16 protein-coding genes, 1 tRNA gene and 1 pseudogene are annotated in these 22,961 nt (G+C 63.0%); 1 reads left to right on the top strand and 17 read right to left on the bottom strand.

Going from position 1 to position 22,961, the window contains the following annotated elements:
* The 5 genes and pseudogenes from AC3G88_RS29000 to recQ form a co-directional block, all read right to left on the bottom strand.
* A pseudogene (locus AC3G88_RS29000) lies at positions 1-63 on the bottom strand (GTP-binding protein); the annotation flags it as partial.
* A gap of 78 nt (positions 64-141) precedes the next feature.
* A complete protein-coding gene (gene fusA, locus AC3G88_RS28995; RefSeq protein WP_400393460.1) occupies positions 142-2,250 on the bottom strand; it encodes an elongation factor G in 2,109 nt (702 codons plus the stop codon).
* Positions 2,251-2,368: 118 nt separating this feature from the next.
* Positions 2,369-2,839: a 30S ribosomal protein S7 gene (rpsG, locus tag AC3G88_RS28990; protein ID WP_066734316.1), complete on the bottom strand. Its 471-nt coding sequence runs from the start codon at positions 2,837-2,839 to the stop codon at positions 2,369-2,371.
* A gap of 209 nt (positions 2,840-3,048) precedes the next feature.
* Positions 3,049-3,426 carry a 30S ribosomal protein S12 gene (rpsL, locus tag AC3G88_RS28985; protein WP_010810460.1) on the bottom strand — a complete coding sequence of 126 codons (378 nt, stop codon included), beginning with the start codon at positions 3,424-3,426 and terminating at the stop codon, positions 3,049-3,051.
* Positions 3,427-3,831: 405 nt separating this feature from the next.
* On the bottom strand, positions 3,832-5,682 hold the full coding sequence (gene recQ, locus AC3G88_RS28980; protein ID WP_488894457.1) for a DNA helicase RecQ: 1,851 nt from the start codon (positions 5,680-5,682) through the stop codon (positions 3,832-3,834).
* Positions 5,683-5,884: 202 nt separating this feature from the next.
* On the opposite strand from recQ, the gene pdxR reads away from it, so the two are divergent.
* Positions 5,885-7,420, top strand: a complete 1,536-nt coding sequence (pdxR, locus tag AC3G88_RS28975) for a MocR-like pyridoxine biosynthesis transcription factor PdxR (protein ID WP_488894456.1) — start codon at positions 5,885-5,887, stop codon at positions 7,418-7,420.
* On the opposite strand, the gene AC3G88_RS28970 is transcribed toward pdxR, so the two are convergent.
* The 12 genes from AC3G88_RS28970 to AC3G88_RS28915 form a co-directional block, all read right to left on the bottom strand.
* Complete coding sequence (locus AC3G88_RS28970) at positions 7,417-7,791, bottom strand: c-type cytochrome (RefSeq protein WP_488894455.1); 375 nt, start codon at positions 7,789-7,791, stop codon at positions 7,417-7,419. The genes pdxR and AC3G88_RS28970 overlap by 4 nt on opposite strands.
* An 11-nt stretch (positions 7,792-7,802) precedes the next feature.
* Entirely contained in the window at positions 7,803-9,362 is a 1,560-nt protein-coding gene (locus AC3G88_RS28965; protein ID WP_488773989.1) for a cytochrome D1 domain-containing protein, read from the bottom strand.
* 313 nt (positions 9,363-9,675) lie between these two features.
* On the bottom strand, positions 9,676-10,161 hold the full coding sequence (locus AC3G88_RS28960) for a hypothetical protein (protein WP_488894454.1): 486 nt from the start codon (positions 10,159-10,161) through the stop codon (positions 9,676-9,678).
* Positions 10,162-10,186: 25 nt separating this feature from the next.
* Positions 10,187-14,428 carry a DNA-directed RNA polymerase subunit beta' gene (rpoC, locus tag AC3G88_RS28955; protein ID WP_092603747.1) on the bottom strand — a complete coding sequence of 1,414 codons (4,242 nt, stop codon included), beginning with the start codon at positions 14,426-14,428 and terminating at the stop codon, positions 10,187-10,189.
* 117 nt (positions 14,429-14,545) lie between these two features.
* A complete protein-coding gene (rpoB, locus tag AC3G88_RS28950; protein WP_400392774.1) occupies positions 14,546-18,652 on the bottom strand; it encodes a DNA-directed RNA polymerase subunit beta in 4,107 nt (1,368 codons plus the stop codon).
* A gap of 437 nt (positions 18,653-19,089) precedes the next feature.
* Complete coding sequence (gene rplL / locus AC3G88_RS28945; RefSeq protein WP_029051590.1) at positions 19,090-19,464, bottom strand: 50S ribosomal protein L7/L12; 375 nt, start codon at positions 19,462-19,464, stop codon at positions 19,090-19,092.
* 60 nt (positions 19,465-19,524) lie between these two features.
* On the bottom strand, positions 19,525-20,046 hold the full coding sequence (gene rplJ, locus AC3G88_RS28940) for a 50S ribosomal protein L10 (RefSeq protein ID WP_029051589.1): 522 nt from the start codon (positions 20,044-20,046) through the stop codon (positions 19,525-19,527).
* 368 nt (positions 20,047-20,414) lie between these two features.
* The gene (gene rplA / locus AC3G88_RS28935) at positions 20,415-21,110 is read right to left on the bottom strand and encodes a 50S ribosomal protein L1 (RefSeq protein ID WP_029051588.1); all 696 of its coding nucleotides are present in this window, start codon (positions 21,108-21,110) and stop codon (positions 20,415-20,417) included.
* Entirely contained in the window at positions 21,111-21,542 is a 432-nt protein-coding gene (gene rplK / locus AC3G88_RS28930; RefSeq protein ID WP_010810467.1) for a 50S ribosomal protein L11, read from the bottom strand. It abuts the gene before it with no gap.
* A 164-nt stretch (positions 21,543-21,706) separates the two neighbouring features.
* Positions 21,707-22,288 carry a transcription termination/antitermination protein NusG gene (nusG, locus tag AC3G88_RS28925; RefSeq protein WP_008649197.1) on the bottom strand — a complete coding sequence of 194 codons (582 nt, stop codon included), beginning with the start codon at positions 22,286-22,288 and terminating at the stop codon, positions 21,707-21,709.
* A 10-nt stretch (positions 22,289-22,298) separates the two neighbouring features.
* On the bottom strand, positions 22,299-22,679 hold the full coding sequence (gene secE / locus AC3G88_RS28920; protein WP_029051587.1) for a preprotein translocase subunit SecE: 381 nt from the start codon (positions 22,677-22,679) through the stop codon (positions 22,299-22,301).
* A 59-nt stretch (positions 22,680-22,738) separates the two neighbouring features.
* Positions 22,739-22,814 (bottom strand) — tRNA-Trp (locus AC3G88_RS28915).
* Positions 22,815-22,961: the final 147 nt, after the last annotated feature.

Raw genomic sequence — 22,961 nt, 5'->3', positions numbered from 1 at the left:
AACGTGACCAATCGTACCTACGTTCACGTGCGGCTTGGTCCGCTCGAACTTTTCCTTTGCCATGTTTCAGCTCCTAATGGAATACAGTCAGATTCAATTCTTTGCGCCGCCACGCAGGTCATGCGTGGCGGCGAAGCTTTATTACTTGCCCTTGGCCGTCATCACAGCTTCGGCGATATTCTTCGGTGCCTCGGCGTAGTGCTTGAATTCCATGGTGTACGTGGCGCGGCCTTGCGTGGCCGAGCGCAGCGCGGTGGAGTAACCGAACATTTCCGACAGCGGAACTTCGGCCTTGATGATCTTGCCGCCGCCAACCATGTCGTCCATGCCCTGCACGATGCCGCGGCGGGACGACAGATCGCCCATCACGGTACCCGTGTAGTCTTCCGGCGTTTCCACTTCCACGGCCATCATCGGCTCCAGCAGAACCGGGCTGGCCTTGCGCATGGCTTCCTTGAAAGCCATCGAGCCGGCCATGCGGAACGCGTTTTCGTTCGAGTCCACGTCGTGGTACGAACCGAACGTCAGCGTGACCTTCACGTCCACCACCGGGAAGCCAGCCAGGATACCGGCCGGCAGCGTGTCGACGATACCCTTCTCGACCGCCGGGATGTATTCGCGAGGAATCACACCGCCCTTGATGGCGTCGATGAACTCGAAGCCCTTGCCCGGCTCTTGCGGTTCCAGCGTGATCACGGCGTGGCCATACTGGCCGCGACCGCCCGACTGCTTGACGAACTTGCCTTCGACGTCCTCGGCCTTCTTGCGAATGGTTTCGCGGTAGGCCACCTGCGGCGCGCCGATGTTGGCTTCCACGCCGAATTCGCGCTTCATGCGGTCGACCAGAATTTCCAGGTGGAGCTCGCCCATACCCGAAATGATGGTCTGGCCCGATTCTTCATCGGTACGCACGCGGAACGACGGATCTTCGGCGGCCAGGCGGTTCAGGGCGATACCCATCTTTTCCTGGTCAGCCTTGGTCTTCGGCTCGACAGCCTGCGAGATCACCGGCTCCGGGAACACCATGCGCTCGAGCACGATCGGGGCAGCCGGATCGCACAGCGTGTCGCCGGTGGTCGCGTCCTTCAGGCCCACGGCAGCGGCGATGTCGCCGGCCAGCACTTCCTTGATTTCTTCGCGCTGGTTGGCGTGCATCTGCAGAATACGGCCCAGACGCTCCTTCTTCTGCTTCACCGGGTTGTACACGGTGTCGCCCGAGTTGATCTTGCCCGAGTAGACGCGGAAGAAGATCAGCTGGCCGACGAACGGGTCGGTCATGATCTTGAATGCCAGCGCCGAGAACTTCTCGTTGTCGTCGGCCTTGCGCTCGAGCTTCTTCTCGTCGTCGCTTTCGTCCACGCCCTTGACCGGCGGAATGTCCACCGGCGACGGCAGGAAGTCGATCACGGCGTCCAGCATACGCTGCACGCCCTTGTTCTTGAACGCGGTGCCGCACAGCATCGGCTGGATTTCGCAGGCGATGGTACGGTCACGCAGCGCCTTGACGATCTCGGCGCGGGTCAGCTCTTCGCCGCCCAGGTACTTTTCCATCAGCTCTTCGCTGGCTTCGGCGGCGGACTCGACCATCTTCTCGCGCCATTCGTCAGCGACGGCCTGCAGTTCGCCCGGGATGTCCTGGTATTCGAACTTCACGCCCTGGCTGGCTTCGTCCCAGATGATCGCCTTCATTTCCAGCAGGTCGATCACGCCCTGGAAGCCGTCTTCAGCGCCGATAGGCACCACGACGGGCACCGGGTTGGCCTTCAGGCGGGTCTTCAGCTGGTCGTAAACCTTGAAGAAGTTCGCGCCGGTACGGTCCATCTTGTTGACGAACGCCAGACGCGGCACGCCGTACTTGTTGGCCTGACGCCAGACGGTTTCCGACTGGGGCTGCACGCCACCCACTGCGCAGTACACCATGCAGGCGCCATCCAGCACGCGCATGGAACGCTCCACCTCGATGGTGAAGTCCACGTGCCCCGGGGTGTCGATGATGTTGAAGCGGTGCTCGGGATAGTTCCCGCCCATGCCCTTCCAGAAGGCGGTGGTAGCAGCGGAGGTAATCGTGATGCCACGCTCCTGCTCCTGCTCCATCCAGTCCATGGTGGCCGCGCCATCATGCACTTCACCGATCTTGTGGTTCACACCGGTGTAGAACAGGATCCGCTCGGTCGTGGTGGTTTTACCCGCGTCAATGTGAGCCGAAATACCGATGTTACGGTAACGCTCAATGGGAGTCTTACGAGCCACTTTAATCCTCTATTCGTCCATGAGGCGCAGAAATCTCATGGTCTGCGCCTTTAACACAAACGGGCGAGATGTGTGAAAACACAGCCCGCCCGGCAACCAACAGCGTTTTTCGCGCGCTTTAGAAGCGGAAGTGCGAGAACGCCTTGTTGGCTTCGGCCATGCGGTGTACTTCGTCGCGCTTCTTCATTGCGCCGCCGCGGCCTTCTGCAGCTTCCATCAGTTCACCTGCCAGGCGCAGCGCCATCGACTTCTCGCTGCGTTTTTTCGCGGCCTCGCGCAGCCAACGCATCGCCAATGCCAAACGACGCGACGGACGGACTTCGACCGGAACCTGATAGTTGGCGCCGCCCACGCGACGGCTCTTCACTTCCACCACCGGCTTCACGTTGTTGATCGCAACGGAGAACACTTCGATGGGGGCCTTGCCTGCCTTCTTTTCGATCTGGTCGAACGCGCCGTACACGATACGTTCGGCAACCGACTTCTTGCCGTCCAGCATCAGCACGTTCATGAACTTGGCAACTTCAACGTTACCGAACTTCGGATCAGGCAAAACGTCCCGCTTGGGGACTTCACGACGACGTGGCATCTTCTTTCCTTAAGATTCAGTTGAGAGGCGGTCTGAATAATCGCGCTCTCCGGCCACCAACTAGCTTGCCAGCACACTGACTGGACAAATTCGCCGGGTGACCACTTACTCGACGGCACGGCGCACAAAAAACGCTCCGTTGTACCGCCGCCTGGTGACAGCTCCATGACGTCCTGTCATGGCTGTCGGATATTGCTTTGCGTAAAAGCTTAGGCAGCCTTCGGACGCTTCGCACCGTACTTCGAACGGGCCTGCTTGCGGTCCTTCACGCCTTGCAGATCCAGCGAACCACGGACGATGTGGTAACGCACACCCGGCAGATCCTTCACACGGCCGCCGCGGATCAGCACGACCGAGTGTTCCTGCAGGTTGTGGCCTTCACCGCCGATATACGAAATGACTTCGAAACCGTTGGTCAGGCGCACCTTGGCAACCTTACGCAGTGCCGAGTTCGGCTTCTTCGGCGTCGTGGTGTACACACGGGTGCACACGCCGCGACGCTGGGGGCAGTTCTCAAGCGCCGGGCTCTTGCTCTTGACGACTTCAGAGACGCGCGGCTTGCGAACCAGTTGGTTGATAGTTGGCATTGTTCAATCCAGCTTGGTTTTACAAAAACACCCCTTCGCCAGGCTCTGACCAAGGGGCAACTACGGGTTTTGGACGGGAAAGGTGAGCGGACGCTCTGAAGGAAGGGCTGTGAAGTGACAGACTTGCCAAAGAGCGCGAGCTCGCCCGGATCCCGCTGCCGCCTGCCTGGTTGCGCCGCTGAGGGCACAATTCCGAGGGACGTGCGAAATCCAAAGCCAAAAACTCGAATCTGGCACTCTAGCAGGGGCACTGACAACGGTCAAGGGGTATACGCAACGTATACCCTGCGTCCCCCGTGTCCCGTGTCCCGTGTCCCGTGTCCCGTGTCCCGTGTCCCGTGTCCCGTGTCCCGTGTCCCGTGTCCCGTGTCCCGTGTCCCGTGTCGCCCGGGCCGCCCCGCCCGTTCAGTTGCCGCGCAGCGTTTCGAGGATTTCCTCGCCGTAACGCTCGAGCTTGGATGCACCGATTCCGGGCACTTCGGCCAGTTCGTCGAGCGATTCCGGCGCGCTGCGTGCCAGCTCGGCCAGCGTGGCGTCGTGGAAGATCACGTAGGCCGGCACGCCGTGGGATTTGGCGGTGGCCGTGCGCCAGGCCCGCAGCGCCTCCCAGTTGGAAAGCGTATCGGCATCCATCGTCGCCGTGTGATCGGTACGCGGCCCGCCGCGCCCCGCGCGTTCGCCGGACTTGCCCGGCTTGCTGACCTGCCGGCGCAGCGTGACCGACTGCTCGCCCTTGAGCACGGCCCGCGCCGGATCGCCCAGCAGCAGCGCGCCATGGCCACCGTGATCGATCACCAGCAGGCCGTGGGCAATCAATTGCCGGAAGATGGCATGCCATTCGGCCACCGACAGATCCTTGCCGATGCCGAACGTCGACACCTTGTCATGGCCCCACTGCCGGATCTTCTCGCTGGCATTGCCGCGCAGCACGTCGATCAGGTGGGTGGCGCCAAAATGCACGCGGCTGGCCTGCGCCGTGCGGTACACGCAGGACAGCGCCATCTGCGCCTCGCGCGTGCCGTCCCAGGTGGCGGGCGGCTCCAGGCAGGTATCGCAGTTGCCGCAAGGGCCCGCCGATTCTTCAAAATAGGCCAGAATCCGCACGCGCCGGCAGCCCGCCGTTTCGCACAGACCCAGCAGCGCGTCGAGCTTGGACGATGACACGCGCTTGTGCGCGTCGTCGGCCTCCGACTCGTCGATCATGCGCTTCTGCTGGACGACATCGCCAAGCCCGTAGGCCATCCAGGCATTGGCCGGCAGGCCGTCGCGGCCGGCACGCCCGGTTTCCTGGTAATAGCCTTCCATGCTCTTGGGCAGGTCCAGATGCGCCACGAACCGCACATCGGGCTTGTCGATGCCCATGCCGAAGGCAATGGTGGCCACCATCACGATGCCCTCTTCCTCGCGGAAGCGCGCCTGACGATGCTGCCGCACCTGCGCATCCATGCCGGCGTGGTAGCCCAGCGCGTTGATGCCGTGACCGGCCAGCCATTGCGCGGTGTCTTCCACCTTCTTGCGCGACAGGCAATAGACGATGCCGCTGTCGTGCCCGCCGTCGCCGTTCATATGCTCGGCCTTGATGAACGCCAGCAGCTGGTTCCGCGCGTTGTCCTTTTCGACAATGCGGTAGCGGATATTGGGACGATCGAAGCTGGAAATAAAGACGCGCGCATCGTCGAGCGCCAGCCGCTCGATGATCTCGTTACGCGTCAGCGCGTCGGCCGTGGCGGTCAGCGCAATGCGCGGCACATTCGGGAATCGCTCGTGCAGCACAGACAGCTGGATATATTCCGGCCGGAAGTCGTGGCCCCATTGCGACACGCAATGCGCCTCGTCGATGGCGAACAAACCCACGCGGGTGCGATCCAGCAGATCCAGAAAGCGCGGCGTCATCAGCCGCTCGGGCGCCACATAGAGGATGTCCAGCCGCCCGGCCAGCAGGTCGCGCTCGACCGCCGAGGCCTCGCTGCTGCTCAGCGTGGAGTTCAGCACCGCGGCGCGCACGCCGGCTTCGGTCAGCGCCGCCACCTGGTCCTGCATCAGCGCGATCAGCGGCGATACCACGATGCCCACGCCCTGGCCGGCCTGCTGGCGCAGCAACGCCGGAATCTGATAGCAAAGCGACTTGCCACCGCCGGTCGGCATCAGCACCAGGCAATCGCCGCCGTCCGCCACATGGTCGATGATCTCCGCTTGCGTGCCACGGAATGCGTGGTAGCCGAAGACTTCTTTGAGGATCGCCAGGGCGCGCGACATGGGACAGCAGCAGATCGGAAAGCCGGGAAAGGCGTAACCATACCACTCCATGCCCGATCGGACGGAATGTGTCTGCGCCGGTGTGGCACTGGCGCCAATCTCCACACGCGATTTGGCGGCGCCGCCGACAGTCTTGCGCCAGCACAAGCACCGTGCGGCACGCCGGTCATAGCATGGCAGGCGAGGTCCCCAAGATAGCAACATGCAGCGCCATTCCTTTTCCCTGCCCATCGAGATCCTGCGCGATGGATCGGAACCGTACAAGCGGCAGATCATGCGGCAGGTGGAACACATGATCCTGTCCGGCCGTCTGCAGCCGGACGATCGGCTACCGTCCATCGCCTGCCTGGTTGCCATGCTGCGCGTCTCGCGCAACACCGTGGTCGGCGCCTATGAAGGCCTGACCGACGCCGGCCTGCTGCGGGGCGAGCCGGGTCGCGGCTTCTATGTGGCGGAAGCGATCCCGCGCGCGTCACCCGCGCCACCTCCCGTCCCGGCCATCCCCGAAGCGCCAGCGGTGCCTCCCCGGTCATTGCAGGCGAGTGCCGGCATATCGCCGCCTGGCGTGCATGCCGCCCCGCCCCGCTATCCCGTGACGTTCGACTTCAAGATCGGACGTCCCGCGCCGGATGCCTTTCCGACGCGCCGCTGGGCCATGTTGTCGAACCCGCTGCTGCGCCAGATGCGGCACGCCATCAGCGAATATCCGCCGGCGGAGGGCCTCTGGGGCCTGCGCATGCAGATCGCCGACTACCTTGCCGCGACCCGCGCGCTGGCGGTCGATCCGACGCAGATCCTGATCGTCGCCGGCGTCCAGGAGGCACTGCACCTGCTTTCCGCGCATCTCGTCCACCACGGGGACCGCGTCGTGGTGGAATCGCCCGGCTATGCGGGCTTCTGCAACCTGCCCCACCTCCGGCACGCGGTACGGATCGCGGTACCTGTCGACGCGGACGGCCTGTGCACGCACGCGCTGCCGCATGGGCCGGAGCAACTGGCGTACACCACGCCGTCGCATCAGTATCCGCTCGGCTACACGATGTCGATGGACCGGCGCCGCGCGTTGCTGGATTGGGCCGCGCAAGTCGGCGCCTGCGTGATCGAGGACGACTACGACGGCGACTTCGCCTACGACAGCGCGCCGCCACCGCCGCTCATGGCGCTCGATCCATCGCGTGTGGTCTACGTCGGATCGTTCTCGAAGGTACTCGGGCCGGGCCTGCGACTCGGATTCATGGTGTGTCCGCCCTGGCTCACCGACGCCATCGCGCGTCGCAAGGCGTTGCTGAATCACGGATGTCCCTGGCTCGAGCAGGCCGTGCTGGCACGGCTGTTCGAATATGGCGATTACAGCCGGCATCTGTACCGGCTGCGCCGCCGCTATCGCGAGCAACGCGATGCCCTGCTCTCCGGCTTGCGCGACATCTGGGGCGCCCACTGCCAGATCAGCGGCACAGGCACCGGCATGCATGTGGCACTGCACTTGCCGCCCGGCACCCCGGACGCCCCCAGTATCGCGAACCGCGCCCTGGCGCAAGGCGTGAGGCTGTACACCATGGAAGAAGCCGCCTGTGCGCACATTGCTGCAGCCGGCAACCGCGTGCTACTGCTGGGCTACGCCTCGCAGAACGTTGCGCAGATCCGCGAGGCGATGGCCAGGCTAAAGCTGACGGTGGCCGGTTGCCACGCGCGGCAACCGGCTTCCAGCACATCGGTCAGCCTGGCCGTGGATGCCTAGCGCGCCCCGGGCATCGTGCCGAAATGGCGTGACAACGCGTCGATGGCGGCGTCGTCCAGCGGCTCCGCCATCGGTCGCATCACGGCATCATCTCGCCGCGCGGCCTTGAAGTCGCGCAGTTGCTTGGCCAGGTATTCCGGCTTCTGTCCGGCAAGATTGGGATACAGGGCGACGCTACTGATGCCGTCGATCCCATGGCACGACGCGCACAGCGGCAGGATGGCCGCCACCTGATCGGGCAGCTTCTGCGCTGCCGGCGCAGTCGGTGCGGACGGCGCCGCGGCTGTGGCAGGCGTCGCCGCATGCACGGTCATGGCCGCCGTCATCAGGGCGAGCAGCGCGGCCGGCTTGTTCCATCGAGACTTGATCATGGCCACTCTCCTCAGTTCTTCCGCGTCGCCGGCAAACCCACCGAGATCCACTGCGTGCGCGCACGCGAGAAGATGCCGGCAGGGCTTTCCATCTTGTGTTCGGCCACCAGGGCAAGCGTCTTGCTGTCGTAGACGCGCAGGCGATCGCCGTAGTAGCCGGCGCTGACGTACAGATACTGGCCATTACGGGTGTATTCCGGGAAGAACGCATGGCCGCCGGCATCGAGCGTGCGCACGACTTCGAGCGATTGCTTGTCGATCAGCTGGATGTGCGCGGCCTTCTTGTCCTTCGAGACGATATCCACGGCCACGTACGGTGCGTCGGGATGCGCGGCTGGCGATTCCGTTGGGCCATCCACCTTGATGTTCTTCACCACCGAGAAGTCGCTCGTGTCCCACACCGTCACGACATCGCCCTTGTCGCATTTGCCGATATTCGTGCCGAACGCCAGCATCCGGCCACCCACTGGGGTCACGGCACCGGAGCCCACATGGGGCTGGCAGCCGGCCGGAATATCGCGCGCCACCTTGTTCTCCTTGAGGTCGATGGCCACGATCTTGTTGTCGCCGTAGGACGCCACCATCGAGTAGCGCCCATCGGGCGTCAGGAATGTGTCGTGCAGCATGCGGCCCACGCCTTCCAGCTTCGTCACCGGCATGCCTTCGCGGTCCGGATCGACGATCCAGATCTGGCCGGCCTGACGCAGCGTCAGCGCAAACTTGTTGTTGATGCGGCTGCCGATGACCGGGCCACCCGCCGACTGGATGAACTTGCCATCGGGGTCCTTGCCTTCGAGCCGCAGGTACTTCACGGGCTCCAGCGTGTCCGCCTTCAGAATCACCACCAGGTTCGGCACGAAAGAACTGGCCGCCAGCCATTTGCCGTCCATGGACACGGCGATACCGGGCCCGGTCAGCCCTGTCTTGACCTTGCGCACGACCTTGAGCGAGTAGAGGTCGATCTTGTAGACGTGGCCGTCATCGCTCTTCAGCCAGGCCCATCGCTCGTTGACGGGGCTGAACTCCATGATGTGCGGTGCGATCGGCGTAGCAATTTCGCCAACTACCTGGTTGGTCGTGCCGTCCAGGAAGACCGTCTTCGCGTTGTCGTTGCCCGTACCGCGCCCGTAGCGACCGCGCGCCATGACCACCATGAGGTCATAGACCGAGCCGATCTGATACGTGGGCTTCGACGGAAGCGTGGATTCATCCACCAGCACTTCGAGGCTGTCGCGAATCTGCTGCATCGACCATTCCGGCTTGCCCACGGGCTGGGTCCGGATGTACTCCGCCACCAGCCGGATGTCCTCATCGGACATGCGCGAATGGAACGGCGGCATCAGCGTATCGGGGATGCCGGTCATGATCGCGCCACGCAGCGCGGCATCGCTCTGCACCAGCCTGTCCTTGTGCAGGGCGGGCCCGACGTAGCCGCCCCGGCTGGCGGAATGGCAGACCGCGCAATTGGCCTGGTAAAGGTCGTCAGCGCGTTTCAGCGCGTCTGCCGTCATGGCGTACAACGCGCCAGACACACTGGCGAGCATGGCGGCAACTAAAGTCCTGGCAAGCATCGTCCGGATCCTCCGTGGGTAGTTTGAGTAGTAACGATGCGATCAATGTGCCATCGCGTTTCCTCCACGCCTGGGGGATGCAACGGGAATTCCGATGGGTACGGTTTCGCCGATGTCGCGGATCGGCATCATTCCACCGATTTACGCCCGAGCAATTCTGGCGAATTTGCGATAGCGCAAGCGTGGGCCTGCCGACGTGGACTACGATCCGACGATCTACGCCCGTGCCATTCGTATGCCCGGCCTCGAGTCACTCGGGCAAGACGGCATCGTCGGCGGGTGCCTGACGCGTGGATATGCTGATGCAGTGGCCTTACCGAAGGCCACCGGGCAGCGGGATGCCCCGCCCGGACAGCGGATCGGGATCGACGGGACGAGGCATGGCGGCCGGCGATGTGTCCCGACGCACGGCATCGATTTGCTGCTGCCGCGCCTGCTGCTCGAGCATGGCGCACAGATTCGCATCGCCCTTGCCGGCGGCGCAATCGTGCTGCTGCGTGAAGCGCAGTTGGCGTTCGTCCTCGATGGTTTGCGGCGGCTTTGGGGGTAGGTCCAGCTTAAACGCGTGGGCCATCGACGCCGTGGCGATCATGGCACCGCATCCGGCCGCGCTCAGCAGCCGACAAACCCAACGTGCAGGCGTCTGTAGCGTCATGATCGAAGCGCTGCCGGGCGAGCGGAATGAAAGATCCCACACCGTAGCGCCACTGCCGACCTGCCGGTTTGATCCATACCAAGCGATCGAACCGATCGGCACGAGACGAAAAAAAACCCGGCTCGATCGAGCCGGGTTTTTCATTGCTGCGTAACTGCGAGGATCGCGATCAGACTGCGTCGCCGTCGCCCTCGGTGGCTTGCACCACCGGCGGCTCGATGAAGAGCGATTGCTCTTCGTCGCTGATCGCCTGGGCGCGTTCGCGCTCGGCTGCCTCGCGCGCCTTGCGGGCACGGTGGTAGGCCAGGCCGGTACCGGCCGGGATCAGACGACCCACGATCACGTTTTCCTTCAGACCACGCAGATCGTCGGTCTTGCCCATGATCGCGGCTTCGGTCAGCACGCGCGTCGTTTCCTGGAACGATGCCGCCGAGATGAAGCTGTCGGTCGACAGCGACGCCTTGGTAATACCCAGCAGCAGGTTCTCGTGGATGGCCGGACGCTTGCCTTCGGCGATCACGCGATCGTTTTCGTCCAGCAGTTCCGAACGCTCCACCTGTTCACCCGGGATGAACTTGGTATCGCCCACGTCCTGGATCTGCACGCGGCGCAGCATCTGACGAACAATCACTTCGATGTGCTTGTCGTTGATCTTCACGCCCTGCAGACGGTACACGTCCTGCACTTCGTCCACGATGTAGTGCGCCAGCTCTTCGATGCCCTTCAGGCGCAGGATGTCGTGCGGGTCCGCCGGACCTTCCACGATCATTTCGCCCTTGTTCACCACCTGGCCGTCGTGCACCAGCACCTGCTTTTCCTTCGCGATCAGGAACTCGTGGGCGTTGCCGTCCAGGTCCGTGATCACCAGGCGCTGCTTGCCCTTCGTGTCCTTGCCGAACGACACCGTACCGGTGACTTCCGCCAGCACGGCGGCGTCCTTCGGCGAACGGGCTTCGAACAGCTCGGCCACTCGCGGCAGACCACCGGTAATGTCACGGGTCTTCTGCGATTCGGTCGGGATACGTGCCAGCACTTCACCCACGTGCACCTGCTGACCATCCTTCACGGTAATCAGCGCGCCCACCTGGAAGCCGATGGTCACGGAGTGGTCCGTGCCCGGAATCTTGACTTCCTGGTTGTTCGCGTCGAGCAGCTTCACCTGCGGGCGCAGGCCCTTGGTGGCAGCCGTACGGCGCTTGGCGTCGATCACCACGAGGGTCGACAGGCCCGTGACTTCGTCCATCTGCTTGGCAACGGTCACGCCTTCTTCCACGTTCTCGAACTTGATCGTGCCCGAGTATTCGGAAACGATCGGACGAGTCAGTGCGTCCCACGTGGCCAGCTGCGTACCGGCCTTGATGGCCTGGCCGTCCTGCACCAGCAGCGTGGCGCCGTACGGGATCTTGTGGCGCTCGCGCTCGCGGCCGTGGTCGTCCGTGATCAGTGCCTCGCCCGAACGCGAGATCACGATCAGTTCGCCCTTGGCGTTCGTCACGTAGCGCATGGTCGCCGTGAAGCGCACCGTACCGGTGGCCTTGGCTTCCACGCTCGATGCCACTGCCGCACGCGATGCCGCACCACCGATGTGGAACGTACGCATGGTCAGCTGGGTACCCGGCTCGCCAATCGACTGTGCAGCGATCACGCCCACCGCTTCGCCGGAGTTCACCAGCACGCCACGGCCGAGGTCGCGGCCGTAGCACTTGGCGCACAGGCCGTAGCGCGTGTCGCACGACAGCGGCGTGCGGACCTTGACTTCGTCCACGCCGATGTTGTCGATCAGCTCGACCAGGTCTTCGTCCAGCAGCGTGCCGTTTTCGATCGCGGTTTCCTGGGTTTCAGGATTCACCACGTCGCCCACCGTCACACGGCCCAGAATACGGTCGCGCAGGGCTTCGATCACTTCACCGCCTTCGACCAGGGCCTTCATGGCCACGCCGTTGGTCGTGCCGCAATCGTCTTCCACCACGACCAGATCCTGCGTCACATCGACCAGACGACGGGTCAGGTAACCCGAGTTTGCGGTCTTCAGTGCCGTATCGGCCAGGCCCTTACGCGCGCCGTGGGTCGAGATGAAGTACTGCAGAACGTTCAGGCCTTCACGGAAGTTCGCCGTAATCGGCGTTTCAATGATCGAGCCATCCGGCTTGGCCATCAGGCCACGCATACCCGCCAGCTGACGAATCTGGGCCGCGCTACCGCGAGCACCCGAGTCCGCCATCATGTAGATCGAGTTGAACGATTCCTGCTTGACGGTATTGCCGTTCCGATCGACCGTATCTTCGTGCTGGAGCTGCTCCATCATCGCCTTGCCCACCTGGTCGCCAGCGGCGCCCCAGATGTCCACGACGTTGTTGTAACGCTCCTGGTCCGTCACCAGACCCGACATGTACTGCTTGTCGTATTCCTTCACCTTGGCGGCCGCGTCGGAGATGATCTTCTCCTTCTGCGGCGGCACCAGCATGTCGTCGATGGCGATCGAGATACCGGCGCGCGTTGCCAGGCGGAAGCCCGACTGCAGCAGCTTGTCGGCGAAGATCACGGTCTCGCGCAGACCGCACTTGCGGAATGCCGTGTTGATCAGGCGCGAGATTTCCTTCTTCTTCAGCGGCTTGTTCAGCACCGAGAACGGCAGGCCCTTCGGCAGGATCTCGGACAGGATCGCGCGGCCGACCGTGGTGGCCTGCAGCGTGATCTTGGGTGCGAAACGTGCGTCGCCGTCGGCGTCCTTGTTCACCACTTCATACTCGGTGATACGGACGTTCACGCGCGATGCGAGCTCGACTTCCTTGTTTTCGTAGGCACGGATGACTTCGCTGATGTCAGCAAACGTCATGCCTTCGCCCTTGCCGTTGATCTTGTCGCGGGTCGTGTAGTACAGACCCAGCACAACGTCCTGCGACGGCACGATCGACGGATCGCCGTTGGCCGGGAACAGCACGTTGTTCGACGCCAGCATCAGCGTGCGGGCTTCCATCTGGGCTTCCAGCGACAGCGGCACGTGAACGGCCATCTGGTCACCGTCGAAGTCGGCGTTGAATGCCGCGCAGACCAGCGGGTGCAGCTGGATGGCCTTGCCTTCGATCAGCACCGGCTCGAACGCCTGGATACCCAGGCGGTGCAGCGTCGGCGCGCGGTTCAGCATCACCGGGTGCTCGCGGATCACCTCTTCGAGGATGTCCCACACCACCGGCGTCTGGCTTTCCACTTCCTTCTTCGCCGCCTTGATGGTGGTGGCGATGCCCATCGTTTCCAGCTTGTGGAAGATGAACGGCTTGAACAGCTCCAGCGCCATCAGCTTGGGCAGACCGCACTGATGCAGCTTCAGCGTCGGGCCCACCACGATGACCGAACGGCCAGAGTAGTCCACGCGCTTGCCCAGCAGGTTCTGACGGAAACGACCGCCCTTACCCTTGATCATCTCGGCCAGCGACTTCAGCGGACGCTTGTTGGCGCCCGTCATCGCCTTGCCGCGACGGCCGTTGTCCAGCAGCGAGTCGACGGCTTCCTGCAGCATGCGCTTTTCGTTGCGCACGATGATTTCAGGGGCCTTCAGCTCCAGCAGGCGCTTCAGACGGTTGTTACGGTTGATGACGCGGCGATACAGGTCGTTCAGGTCCGACGTGGCGAAACGGCCACCATCGAGCGGCACCAGCGGACGCAGTTCGGGCGGCAGCACCGGCAGCACTTCCAGGATCATCCACTCGGGCTTGATGCCCGAACGCTGGAACGCCTCCAGCACCTTCAGGCGCTTGGCGAACTTCTTGATCTTGGCTTCGGAACCGGTGGCCTGCAGCTCGGCGCGGATCTGTTCGATCTGCTTCTCGATGTCGATGCCGCGCAGCAGTTCACGGATGCCCTCGGCACCCATCATGGCCACGAATTCGCCCTCGCCGTACTCGTCGCACTTGGCCAGGTAGTCGTCTTCCGACATGATCTGGCTCTTCTTGAGCGGGGTCATGCCGGGTTCCAGCACCACGAACGCTTCGAAGTACAGCACGCGCTCGATGTCGCGCAGCGTCATGTCGAGCACCATGCCCAGACGCGACGGCAGCGACTTCAGGAACCAGATGTGCGCGGTCGGCGCGGCCAGTTCGATGTGGCCCATGCGCTCGCGGCGCACCTTGGCCAGCGTCACTTCGACACCGCACTTCTCGCAGATCACGCCACGGTGCTTCAGGCGCTTGTACTTGCCGCACAGGCACTCGTAGTCCTTGATCGGGCCAAAGATCTTGGCGCAGAACAGACCATCGCGTTCCGGCTTGAACGTACGGTAGTTGATCGTTTCCGGCTTCTTCACTTCGCCGTACGACCACGAACGGATCTTCTCCGGCGAGGCCAGACCGATCTTGATCGCGTCGAACTGCTCTTCCTGCTGAACCTGCTTAAAGAGATCGAGCAATGCTTTCATTGCAACTCCTTGTTTCGCCGCCGGTCCGGAGTCTGTCCGGAGCAGCGGCATTCAATCCTGTGGGAAACCTGCGCTGGTGGGTGCCCGCCGTGGCCGGCACCCGCATCAATCGGCGAATCAGTAGCGATCCAGATCGATGTCGATACCCAGCGAGCGGATTTCCTTCACCAGCACGTTGAACGATTCCGGCATGCCGGCATCGATCGAGTGCTCGCCCTTGACGATGTTTTCGTACACCTTGGTACGGCCGTTCACGTCATCGGACTTGACCGTCAGCATTTCCTGCAGCACGTACGATGCGCCGTAGGCTTCCAGTGCCCACACTTCCATCTCACCGAAACGCTGGCCACCGAACTGGGCCTTACCGCCCAGCGGCTGCTGCGTCACCAGCGAGTACGGGCCGGTGGAACGGGCGTGCATCTTGTCGTCCACCAGGTGATGCAGCTTCAGCATGTGCATCACACCCAGCGTGACCGGACGCTCGAACGCTTCGCCGGTGCGGCCGTCGTACAGCGTGACCTGCTGCTTCGATGCCGTGAGGCCCTTCTCCCGGGCGATCTCGTCCGGGTAGGCCAGGTCGAGCATGCGGCGGATTTCGGCTTCGTGCGCACCATCGAACACCGGCGTGGCGAACGGCACACCCTTCTTCAGGTTGCCTGCCAGCTCCAGCACTTCGGCATCGCTCAGGCTGTCCAGGTCTTCCGCCTTGCCGCTCTCGTTGTAGATCTGCGCGAGCAGCGGACGGAGTTCCTGCGCCTTGGCCGACGCCTTGAGCATGTCGCCGATGCGCTGGCCCAGACCGCGCGCGGCCCAGCCCAGGTGGGTTTCCAGAATCTGGCCCACGTTCATCCGCGACGGCACGCCCAGCGGGTTCAGCACGATGTCCGCCGGCGTACCGTCGGCCATGTACGGCATGTCTTCGATCGGGACGATCTTCGACACGACACCCTTGTTACCGTGACGGCCGGCCATCTTGTCGCCCGGCTGCAGGCGGCGCTTGACGGCCAGATACACCTTGACCATCTTGATCACGCCCGGCGGCAGTTCGTCGCCCTGCGTCAGCTTCTTGCGCTTCTCTTCGAAGGCCAGGTCGAACTCGTGACGCTTCTGCTCGATGGCTTCCTTCACGGCTTCCAGCTGGGCAGCCACTTCCTCGTCGGCCGGACGGATGTCGAACCAGTGGTACTTGTCCAGGTCGGCCAGGTACTCGCGGGTCAGCTTGGCGCCCTTGGCCAGCTTCTTCGGACCGCCGTTGACGGTCTTGTCGAGCAGCAGGCGCTCCAGACGCTGGAAGGCATCGCCTTCCACGATACGCAGCTGGTCGTTCAGGTCCAGGCGGTAACGCTTCAGTTCGTCGTCGATGATCGACTGGGCGCGCTTGTCGCGCGTCACGCCTTCACGCGTGAAGACCTGCACGTCGATCACGATACCGCTCATGCCCGACGGCACGCGCAGCGACGTGTCCTTCACGTCCGAAGCCTTCTCGCCGAAGATTGCGCGCAGCAGCTTCTCTTCCGGCGTCAGCTGGGTCTCGCCCTTCGGCGTGACCTTGCCCACCAGCACGTCGCCAGCTTCCACTTCGGCGCCGATGTACGTGATGCCCGACTCGTCCAGACGCGCCAGTTGCGCTTCGGCCAGGTTCGAGATGTCGCGCGTGATTTCTTCCGGTCCCAGCTTCGTGTCGCGGGCCACGACCGACAGTTCCTCGATGTGGATCGAGGTGTAGCGGTCTTCGGCAACCACACGCTCCGAGATCAGGATCGAATCCTCGAAGTTGTAGCCGTTCCACGGCATGAACGCCACCAGCATGTTCTGGCCCAGTGCCAGCTCGCCCAGGTCGGTCGAGGCGCCGTCAGCGATCACGTCGCCGCGTGCAACGATATCGCCAACCTTCACCATCGGACGCTGGTTGATGTTGGTGTTCTGGTTCGAACGCGTGTACTTGATCAGGTTGTAGATGTCCACGCCAACTTCGCCGGCCACGGCTTCGTCGTCGTTCACACGAATCACCACACGCATTGCGTCGACGTAGTCCACCACGCCGCCACGCATCGCCTGCACGGCCGTACCCGAGTCAACGGCCACGGTGCGCTCGATGCCGGTACCCACCAGCGGCTTGTCCGGACGCAGGCAAGGCACGGCCTGACGCTGCATGTTCGCGCCCATCAGTGCACGGTTCGCGTCATCGTGTTCCAGGAACGGCACCAGCGATGCAGCGGCCGACACGATCTGCGACGGCGCCACGTCGATGTACTGCACGCGGTCCGGCGTGACCATACGCGTTTCACGCTCGGAACCTTCACGTGCCGACACCAGTTCGTCGGTCAGGTTGCCGTCGGCGTCAACGGTCGCGTTGGCCTGCGCCACCACGTACTTGCCTTCCTCGATGGCCGACAGGTAATCCACCTGGTCGGTCAGCTTGCTGTTTTCCACCTTGCGGTACGGCGTTTCCAGGAAGCCGTATTCGTTCAGGCGGGCATACAGTGCCAGCGAGTTGATCAGACCGATGTTCGGGCCTTCCGGCGTTTCGATCGGGCACACACGGCCATAGTGGGTCGGGTGCACGTCACGGACTTCAAAGCCGGCGCGCTCGCGCGTCAGACCGCCCGGGCCAAGGGCCGAAACACGGCGCTTGTGGGTGATTTCCGACAGCGGGTTGGTCTGGTCCATGAACTGCGAGAGCTGCGACGAACCGAAGAACTCGCGAATCGCCGACGAAATCGGCTTCGAGTTGATTAGGTCGTGCGGCATCAGGTTCTCGGTCTCGGCCTGGCCCAGACGTTCCTTGACGGCACGCTCCACGCGCGACAGGCCGGCGCGGAACTGGTTCTCGGCCAGCTCGCCGACGCAACGCACGCGACGATTGCCCAGGTGGTCGATATCATCGACTTCGCCCTTGCCGTTACGCAGGTTCACCAGGATCTTGATCGTCTCGAGGATGTCCTCGTCCTGCAGCACCATGCTGCCCTCGCCGCTCGGGCGCGACAGACGGCTGTTGACCTTCATGCGGCCAACGCGCGACAGGTCGTACGACTCTTCGCTGTAGAACAGGCGCTGGAACAGGGCTTCCACGGCGTCCTCGGTGGGCGGCTCGCCCGGACGCATCATGCGGTAGATGGCAATACGCGCGGCCGTCTGGTCGGCGGTATCGTCCACGCGCAGCGTCTGCGAGATGTACGGACCCTGGTCGAGATCGTTCGTGTACAGCGTCTGGATCTGCTTGACACCGGCTTCGCGCAGGTTTTCCAGCAGCGTCTCGGTCAGCTCGTCGTTGGCGTTGGCAATCACCTCGCCGGTATCCGGGTCGATGATGTTCTTGGCCAGCACGCGGCCCAGCAGGTAGTCCTCGGGCACGCTGATCAGCTTGGTGCCGGCGGAATCCAGGTCACGGATGTGCTTGGCGTTGATACGCTTGTCCTTCTCCACGACGACGCGGCCGTTTTTGTCGGCGATGTCGAAGCGCGCGACTTCACCGCGCAGACGCTCGGGCACGAACTCGAGTTGCGCGCCTTCGCCCTGCAGCGTGAAGTTGTCGAAAACGAAGAAGTGCGCCAGGATCTGTTCCGGCGTCAGGCCGATCGACTTCAGCAGGATCGTCACCGGCATCTTGCGGCGGCGGTCGACGCGGAAGTACAGGATGTCCTTCGGATCGAATTCGAAGTCGAGCCACGAGCCACGGTACGGGATGATCCGCGCCGAGAACAGCAGCTTGCCCGAGCTGTGCGTCTTGCCCTTGTCGTGCTCGAAGAACACGCCCGGCGAGCGGTGCAGCTGGCTAACGATGACACGCTCGGTGCCGTTAATCACGAAAGAACCGGTCGACGTCATGAGCGGAATTTCGCCCATGTAGACTTCCTGCTCCTTCACTTCCTTCACCTTGCCCGGATTTTCGCGATCGTTGATGATCAGGCGAACCTTGGCACGCAGCGCCGAGTGGAACGTCAGGCCACGCTGCTGGCATTCCTTGACGTCGAACGGCGGGTTGGACAGGTGATACGAGACAAACTCCATACGGGCAAGCCCGTTATGGGAGGAGATTGGGAAAATCGCGTTGAAAGCGGCCTGCAGACCCTCGCTTTTGCGACGCGCGGTCGGCGTTTCCGCTTGCAAGAACTGGGTGTAGGATTCAATCTGTGTGGCAAGCAGGAATGGAACCTGATGAACCGTCGCGCGCTTCGCAAAGGATTTGCGAATGCGCTTCTTTTCGGTGAAGCTGTACGCCATGGGATCTCCGAATCATCGCAGGGCTGGCTGGACCTGGCCGGCACCTGAGGTGTTCAGCGACTGGGAGGGGATTTGGCGGTTGGCCGCTACCAACCTCTGGCTGACGGTGCCCGCACGCTGCGGACGGTGTGGTCATTGCACGGCGCAATGCCTGCACACGTCCGGGGGACACCCGACCAAACTTGTCTTCTGCAGTCGGTTCAGAAGACAAACATCAGCAACCACCTAGTGTGCCACTGATGTTTGGCTTCTGCTGAGGCAGCGATGGATTATCGCCTGCCAAGCATAGCTTAATTCACATTTCACCCATCCGGGCCGGTTTGCGCCGCTTCTCGGGTGACGGATCGAACACCTCCGCAGAAGCGCAAAAAGGCTGGCGCCGGGAATTTCCCTTTGCCAGCCCCTGCCGCGTGCCACAGAGGCACGCGCGGTACCACTTACTTGACGTCGACCTTGGCGCCGGCGTCTTCCAGCTTCTTCTTGGCTTCGTCGGCAGCGGCCTTGTCCACGCCTTCCTTCACGGGCTTCGGTGCGCCATCGACCAGGTCCTTGGCTTCCTTCAGGCCCAGACCGGTGATTTCGCGCACGGCCTTGATCACGCCAACCTTGTTGGCGCCGACTTCGGCCAGGATCACGTTGAACTCGGTCTTTTCTTCAGCAGCGGCAGCACCGCCAGCGCCCGGGGCAGCAGCCACAGCCATGGCAGCAGCCGACACGCCAAACTTCTCTTCGAACGCCTTGACCAGGTCGTTCAGTTCCATCACGGACATCGCGCCAACGGCTTCCAGGATGTCGTCTTTAGTGATTGCCATTTGGATTACTCCTACTAGATTTGATTCGGGATCGGTATTGCGATCTGTCTATGCGGCAGCTCAGGCGGCCGGGGCTTCCGCTTCCGCGGGAGCGCCTTCGGCGTTCTTGGCAGCCAGTGCGGCCAGCAGGCGGGCGAAGCCCGACACCGGCGCCTGCATCACGCCAAGCAGCTGCGAGATCAGTTCTTCACGGCTCGGGATCGAAGCCAGGGCCTTCACGGCACCAGCGTCGAGCACCTTGCCGTCGTACGACCCAGCGCGCAGGACCAGCTTGTCGTTGGTCTTGGCAAAGTCGTTCAGAACCTTGGCCGAGGCCACTGCATCTTCGGAAATACCGTAGATCAGCGGACCGGTCATCTGCTCTGCGAGGGCTGCAAACGGCGTACCTTCGACGGCACGGCGCGCCAGCGTGTTCTTCAGAACGCGCAGGTACACGCCTTGCTGACGAGCGTTGGCACGCAGCTTGGTCAGATCGCCAACCGCAATGCCGCGATATTCGGCCACGACGATAGTCTGGGCCTTGGCGACTTGCGCCGAGACCTCAGCAACGACGGCCTTCTTATCTTCAATATTGAGTGGCACGGTTAAGCTCCAAAACGATGCGTATTCGACGGTTGCCCGCCAAACGGCGCATCAGTCCAAACGAACGGCGTCCGATTGGCCCGAATCCACCGGATTGCTCCGGCGTCATCAATCCCTTCGGGTGCGCCATCTGCGCTGGCGGGCCGGCTGCCATCGGGGCAAGCCCCGCATGTGCCGACCGATTAAGTCCACGCTGCCAGAGGCGGTGTGAACACCAGCGGTCTTTGATAACCAGCAGCACCTGCCGCGCGCCATGCGCGCCGCTGATGCCACTGCCCAAAGCCTTGCGACGATCGCGGCACTGCCACGATCCTCAATTCCTGCCCTGGCCGGCGTTATCGGGATCCGGTCAGAGGATTGCCGTCAGCTCAGGCCGACAGCGAGGTCTGTTCGACGCGAACACCAACGCCCATCGTCGACGACACGGCCACCTTGCGCAGGTACACACCCTTGCTGGTTGCCGGCTTGGCCTTGACCAGGGCGTCCAGCAGGGCGCTCAGGTTGCTCTTCAGAGCGGCGTCGTCGAACGAACGGCGACCGATGGTGGCGTGGATGATACCGGCCTTGTCGACACGGAATTGCACCTGACCAGCCTTGGCGTTCTTCACGGCCTGGGCCACGTCCGGCGTCACGGTGCCAACCTTCGGGTTCGGCATCAGGCCGCGCGGGCCGAGGATCTGACCCAGCGTACCGACGATACGCATCGTGTCCGGCGAAGCGATCACGACGTCGAAGTTCAGGTTACCGGCCTTGACTTGCTCGGCCAGGTCTTCCATGCCGACCACTTCGGCGCCAGCAGCCTTGGCGGCCTCGGCCTTTTCGCCCTGGGCGAACACGGCCACACGGACGCTCTTGCCGGTACCAGCCGGCAGCACGACGGAACCACGAACAACCTGGTCCGACTTCTTGGCGTCGATGCCCAGTTGCACGGACACGTCGATCGACTCGTCGAACTTCGCCGAGGCGCAGCTCTTCACCAGGCCCAGGGCCTCGTCGATCGGGTAAAACTTGGTGCGCTCGATCTTCGCCTTGTTGGCGGCGACGCGCTTCGAAACCTTAGCCATTTACAGACCCTCCACGGTGATGCCCATCGAACGCGCCGAACCAGCGATCGTACGCACGGCGGCGTCGAGGTCGGCGGCGGTGAGGTCAGCGTTCTTGGCCTTGGCGATTTCTTCAGCCTGGGCGCGGGTAATCTTGCCAACCTTGTCGGTATGGGGCTTCGGCGAACCCTTGGTGATGCCTGCTGCCTTCTTGATCAGCACGGTCGCCGGGGGCGACTTCATCACGAACGTGAAGCTCTTGTCGGCGAAGGCGGTAATCACCACCGGCACCGGCAGACCGGGTTCCATACCCTGGGTCTGGGCGTTGAACGCCTTGCAGAACTCCATGATGTTCAGACCACGCTGACCCAGTGCGGGACCAACGGGCGGGGAGGGATTTGCCTTACCAGCCGGAATCTGCAGCTTGATAAAGCCAATGATCTTCTTGGCCATCTTTACTCCAATCCGGATCCGTTCCTGTTGCGGAAATCAGATCCTGTTGAGTCGTAACGCGCTATCGCCATGCCGGGGCAGGACCTCACGCTCCTCTTCGGGCCGGCCTTCCGGCCGCCCTATCCTTCCGCTGCCACCCTTGCGGGCCGCAGCGGAGAAAATCCTCAAACCTTTTCGACCTGGCCGAACTCGAGCTCGACCGGCGTTGCGCGTCCGAAGATCGTGACCGTCACGCGCAGGCGCGACTTTTCGTAGTTCACTTCTTCGACGTTGCCGTTGAAGTCGGTGAACGGGCCGTCCTTGACGCGCACCATTTCGCCCACTTCGAACAGCGTCTTGGGACGCGGCTTCTCGACCCCTTCCTGCATCTGGGTCATGATCTTGTCGACTTCCCGCTGGGAAATCGGGCTCGGACGGTTACGTGCACCGCCCACGAAGCCGGTCACCTTGCTGGTGTTCTTCACCAGGTGCCAGGTTTCGTCGGTCATTTCCATTTCCACCAGGACGTAGCCGGGGAAGAAACGACGCTCGGTCACCGACTTGTGACCGCCCTTGATTTCTACCACTTCTTCCGAAGGCACCAGGATGCGACCGAACTTGTCTTGCATCTCGGCGCGCTCGATGCGCTCCTGCAGCGCGCGCTGCACGCTCTTTTCCATGCCGGAGTAGGCGTGCACCACGTACCAGCGCTTCTTCGACGAAGGCGATTCTGCGGCCGTGGTTTCCTGCTGAGCGTTATCCGTCATGTGCTACCTCTTATTTCCAGCCCAGGACAAGGGAGAAGATCACCCACTCGATGAGCTTGTCGGCCGACCACAGGAACAGCGCCATGATCACCACAAAGGCAAACACGAGGCCCGTCATCTGACCGGCTTCCTTGCGCGTCGGCCAAACGACCTTGCGAACTTCCCGGTACGATTCACGTGCGAATCCCACAAAGTCCTTGCCCGGCGCGGAGACCAGCGCCACGACGACGCCCAGGGCGAGGCCGGCAAAAAGCGCGGCGCCACGTACGTACGACGGCTGCTGAGCCAGCGCGTAGAAACCGATGACTCCGGCAACCACCAGGAGCACCGCAGCGACGAGCATCCACTTGCCGCTCGAGGCGCCTACGGTTTCGACATTGGGATTAGCCATGTTTCGCAAACGAGACTAAGCCGCGTCACAAGTCTTACTCGCGACGCGGCTGATTGATTTGGCAGGGGCAGAGGGAATCGAACCCCCAACCTTCGGTTTTGGAGACCGACGCTCTGCCAGTTGAGCTATACCCCTAAAACAACTTTGGGGCCGGCTTCAAGCCAACCCCTCTGGCAAACGAACGCGACAGGTTGGTATCGCGCTCGCCAGTTCGACCAATTGCTTAGTCGAGGATCTTTGCCACAACGCCGGCGCCGACGGTACGGCCACCTTCGCGGATTG

The sequence above is a fragment of the Cupriavidus sp. 86D6 genome (assembly GCF_057815095.1).
Note: the sequence above shows the minus strand (reverse complement) of the source record. Positions and strands in the feature narration are given on the sequence as shown.

Coding starts and splice junctions, on each gene's coding strand:
- AC3G88_RS28965 (WP_488773989.1), bottom strand. CDS start 9,362: ATGCTTGCCAGGACTTTAGTTGCCGCCATGCTCGCCAGTGTGTCTGGC.
- rplL (WP_029051590.1), bottom strand. CDS start 19,464: ATGGCAATCACTAAAGACGACATCCTGGAAGCCGTTGGCGCGATGTCC.
- rplK (WP_010810467.1), bottom strand. CDS start 21,542: ATGGCCAAGAAGATCATTGGCTTTATCAAGCTGCAGATTCCGGCTGGT.
- pdxR (WP_488894456.1), top strand. CDS start 5,885: ATGCAGCGCCATTCCTTTTCCCTGCCCATCGAGATCCTGCGCGATGGA.
- AC3G88_RS28970 (WP_488894455.1), bottom strand. CDS start 7,791: ATGATCAAGTCTCGATGGAACAAGCCGGCCGCGCTGCTCGCCCTGATG.
- secE (WP_029051587.1), bottom strand. CDS start 22,679: ATGGCTAATCCCAATGTCGAAACCGTAGGCGCCTCGAGCGGCAAGTGG.
- rplA (WP_029051588.1), bottom strand. CDS start 21,110: ATGGCTAAGGTTTCGAAGCGCGTCGCCGCCAACAAGGCGAAGATCGAG.
- nusG (WP_008649197.1), bottom strand. CDS start 22,288: ATGACGGATAACGCTCAGCAGGAAACCACGGCCGCAGAATCGCCTTCG.
- rpoB (WP_400392774.1), bottom strand. CDS start 18,652: ATGGCGTACAGCTTCACCGAAAAGAAGCGCATTCGCAAATCCTTTGCG.
- AC3G88_RS28960 (WP_488894454.1), bottom strand. CDS start 10,161: ATGAAAAACCCGGCTCGATCGAGCCGGGTTTTTTTTCGTCTCGTGCCG.
- recQ (WP_488894457.1), bottom strand. CDS start 5,682: ATGTCGCGCGCCCTGGCGATCCTCAAAGAAGTCTTCGGCTACCACGCA.
- rpsG (WP_066734316.1), bottom strand. CDS start 2,839: ATGCCACGTCGTCGTGAAGTCCCCAAGCGGGACGTTTTGCCTGATCCG.
- rpoC (WP_092603747.1), bottom strand. CDS start 14,428: ATGAAAGCATTGCTCGATCTCTTTAAGCAGGTTCAGCAGGAAGAGCAG.
- rpsL (WP_010810460.1), bottom strand. CDS start 3,426: ATGCCAACTATCAACCAACTGGTTCGCAAGCCGCGCGTCTCTGAAGTC.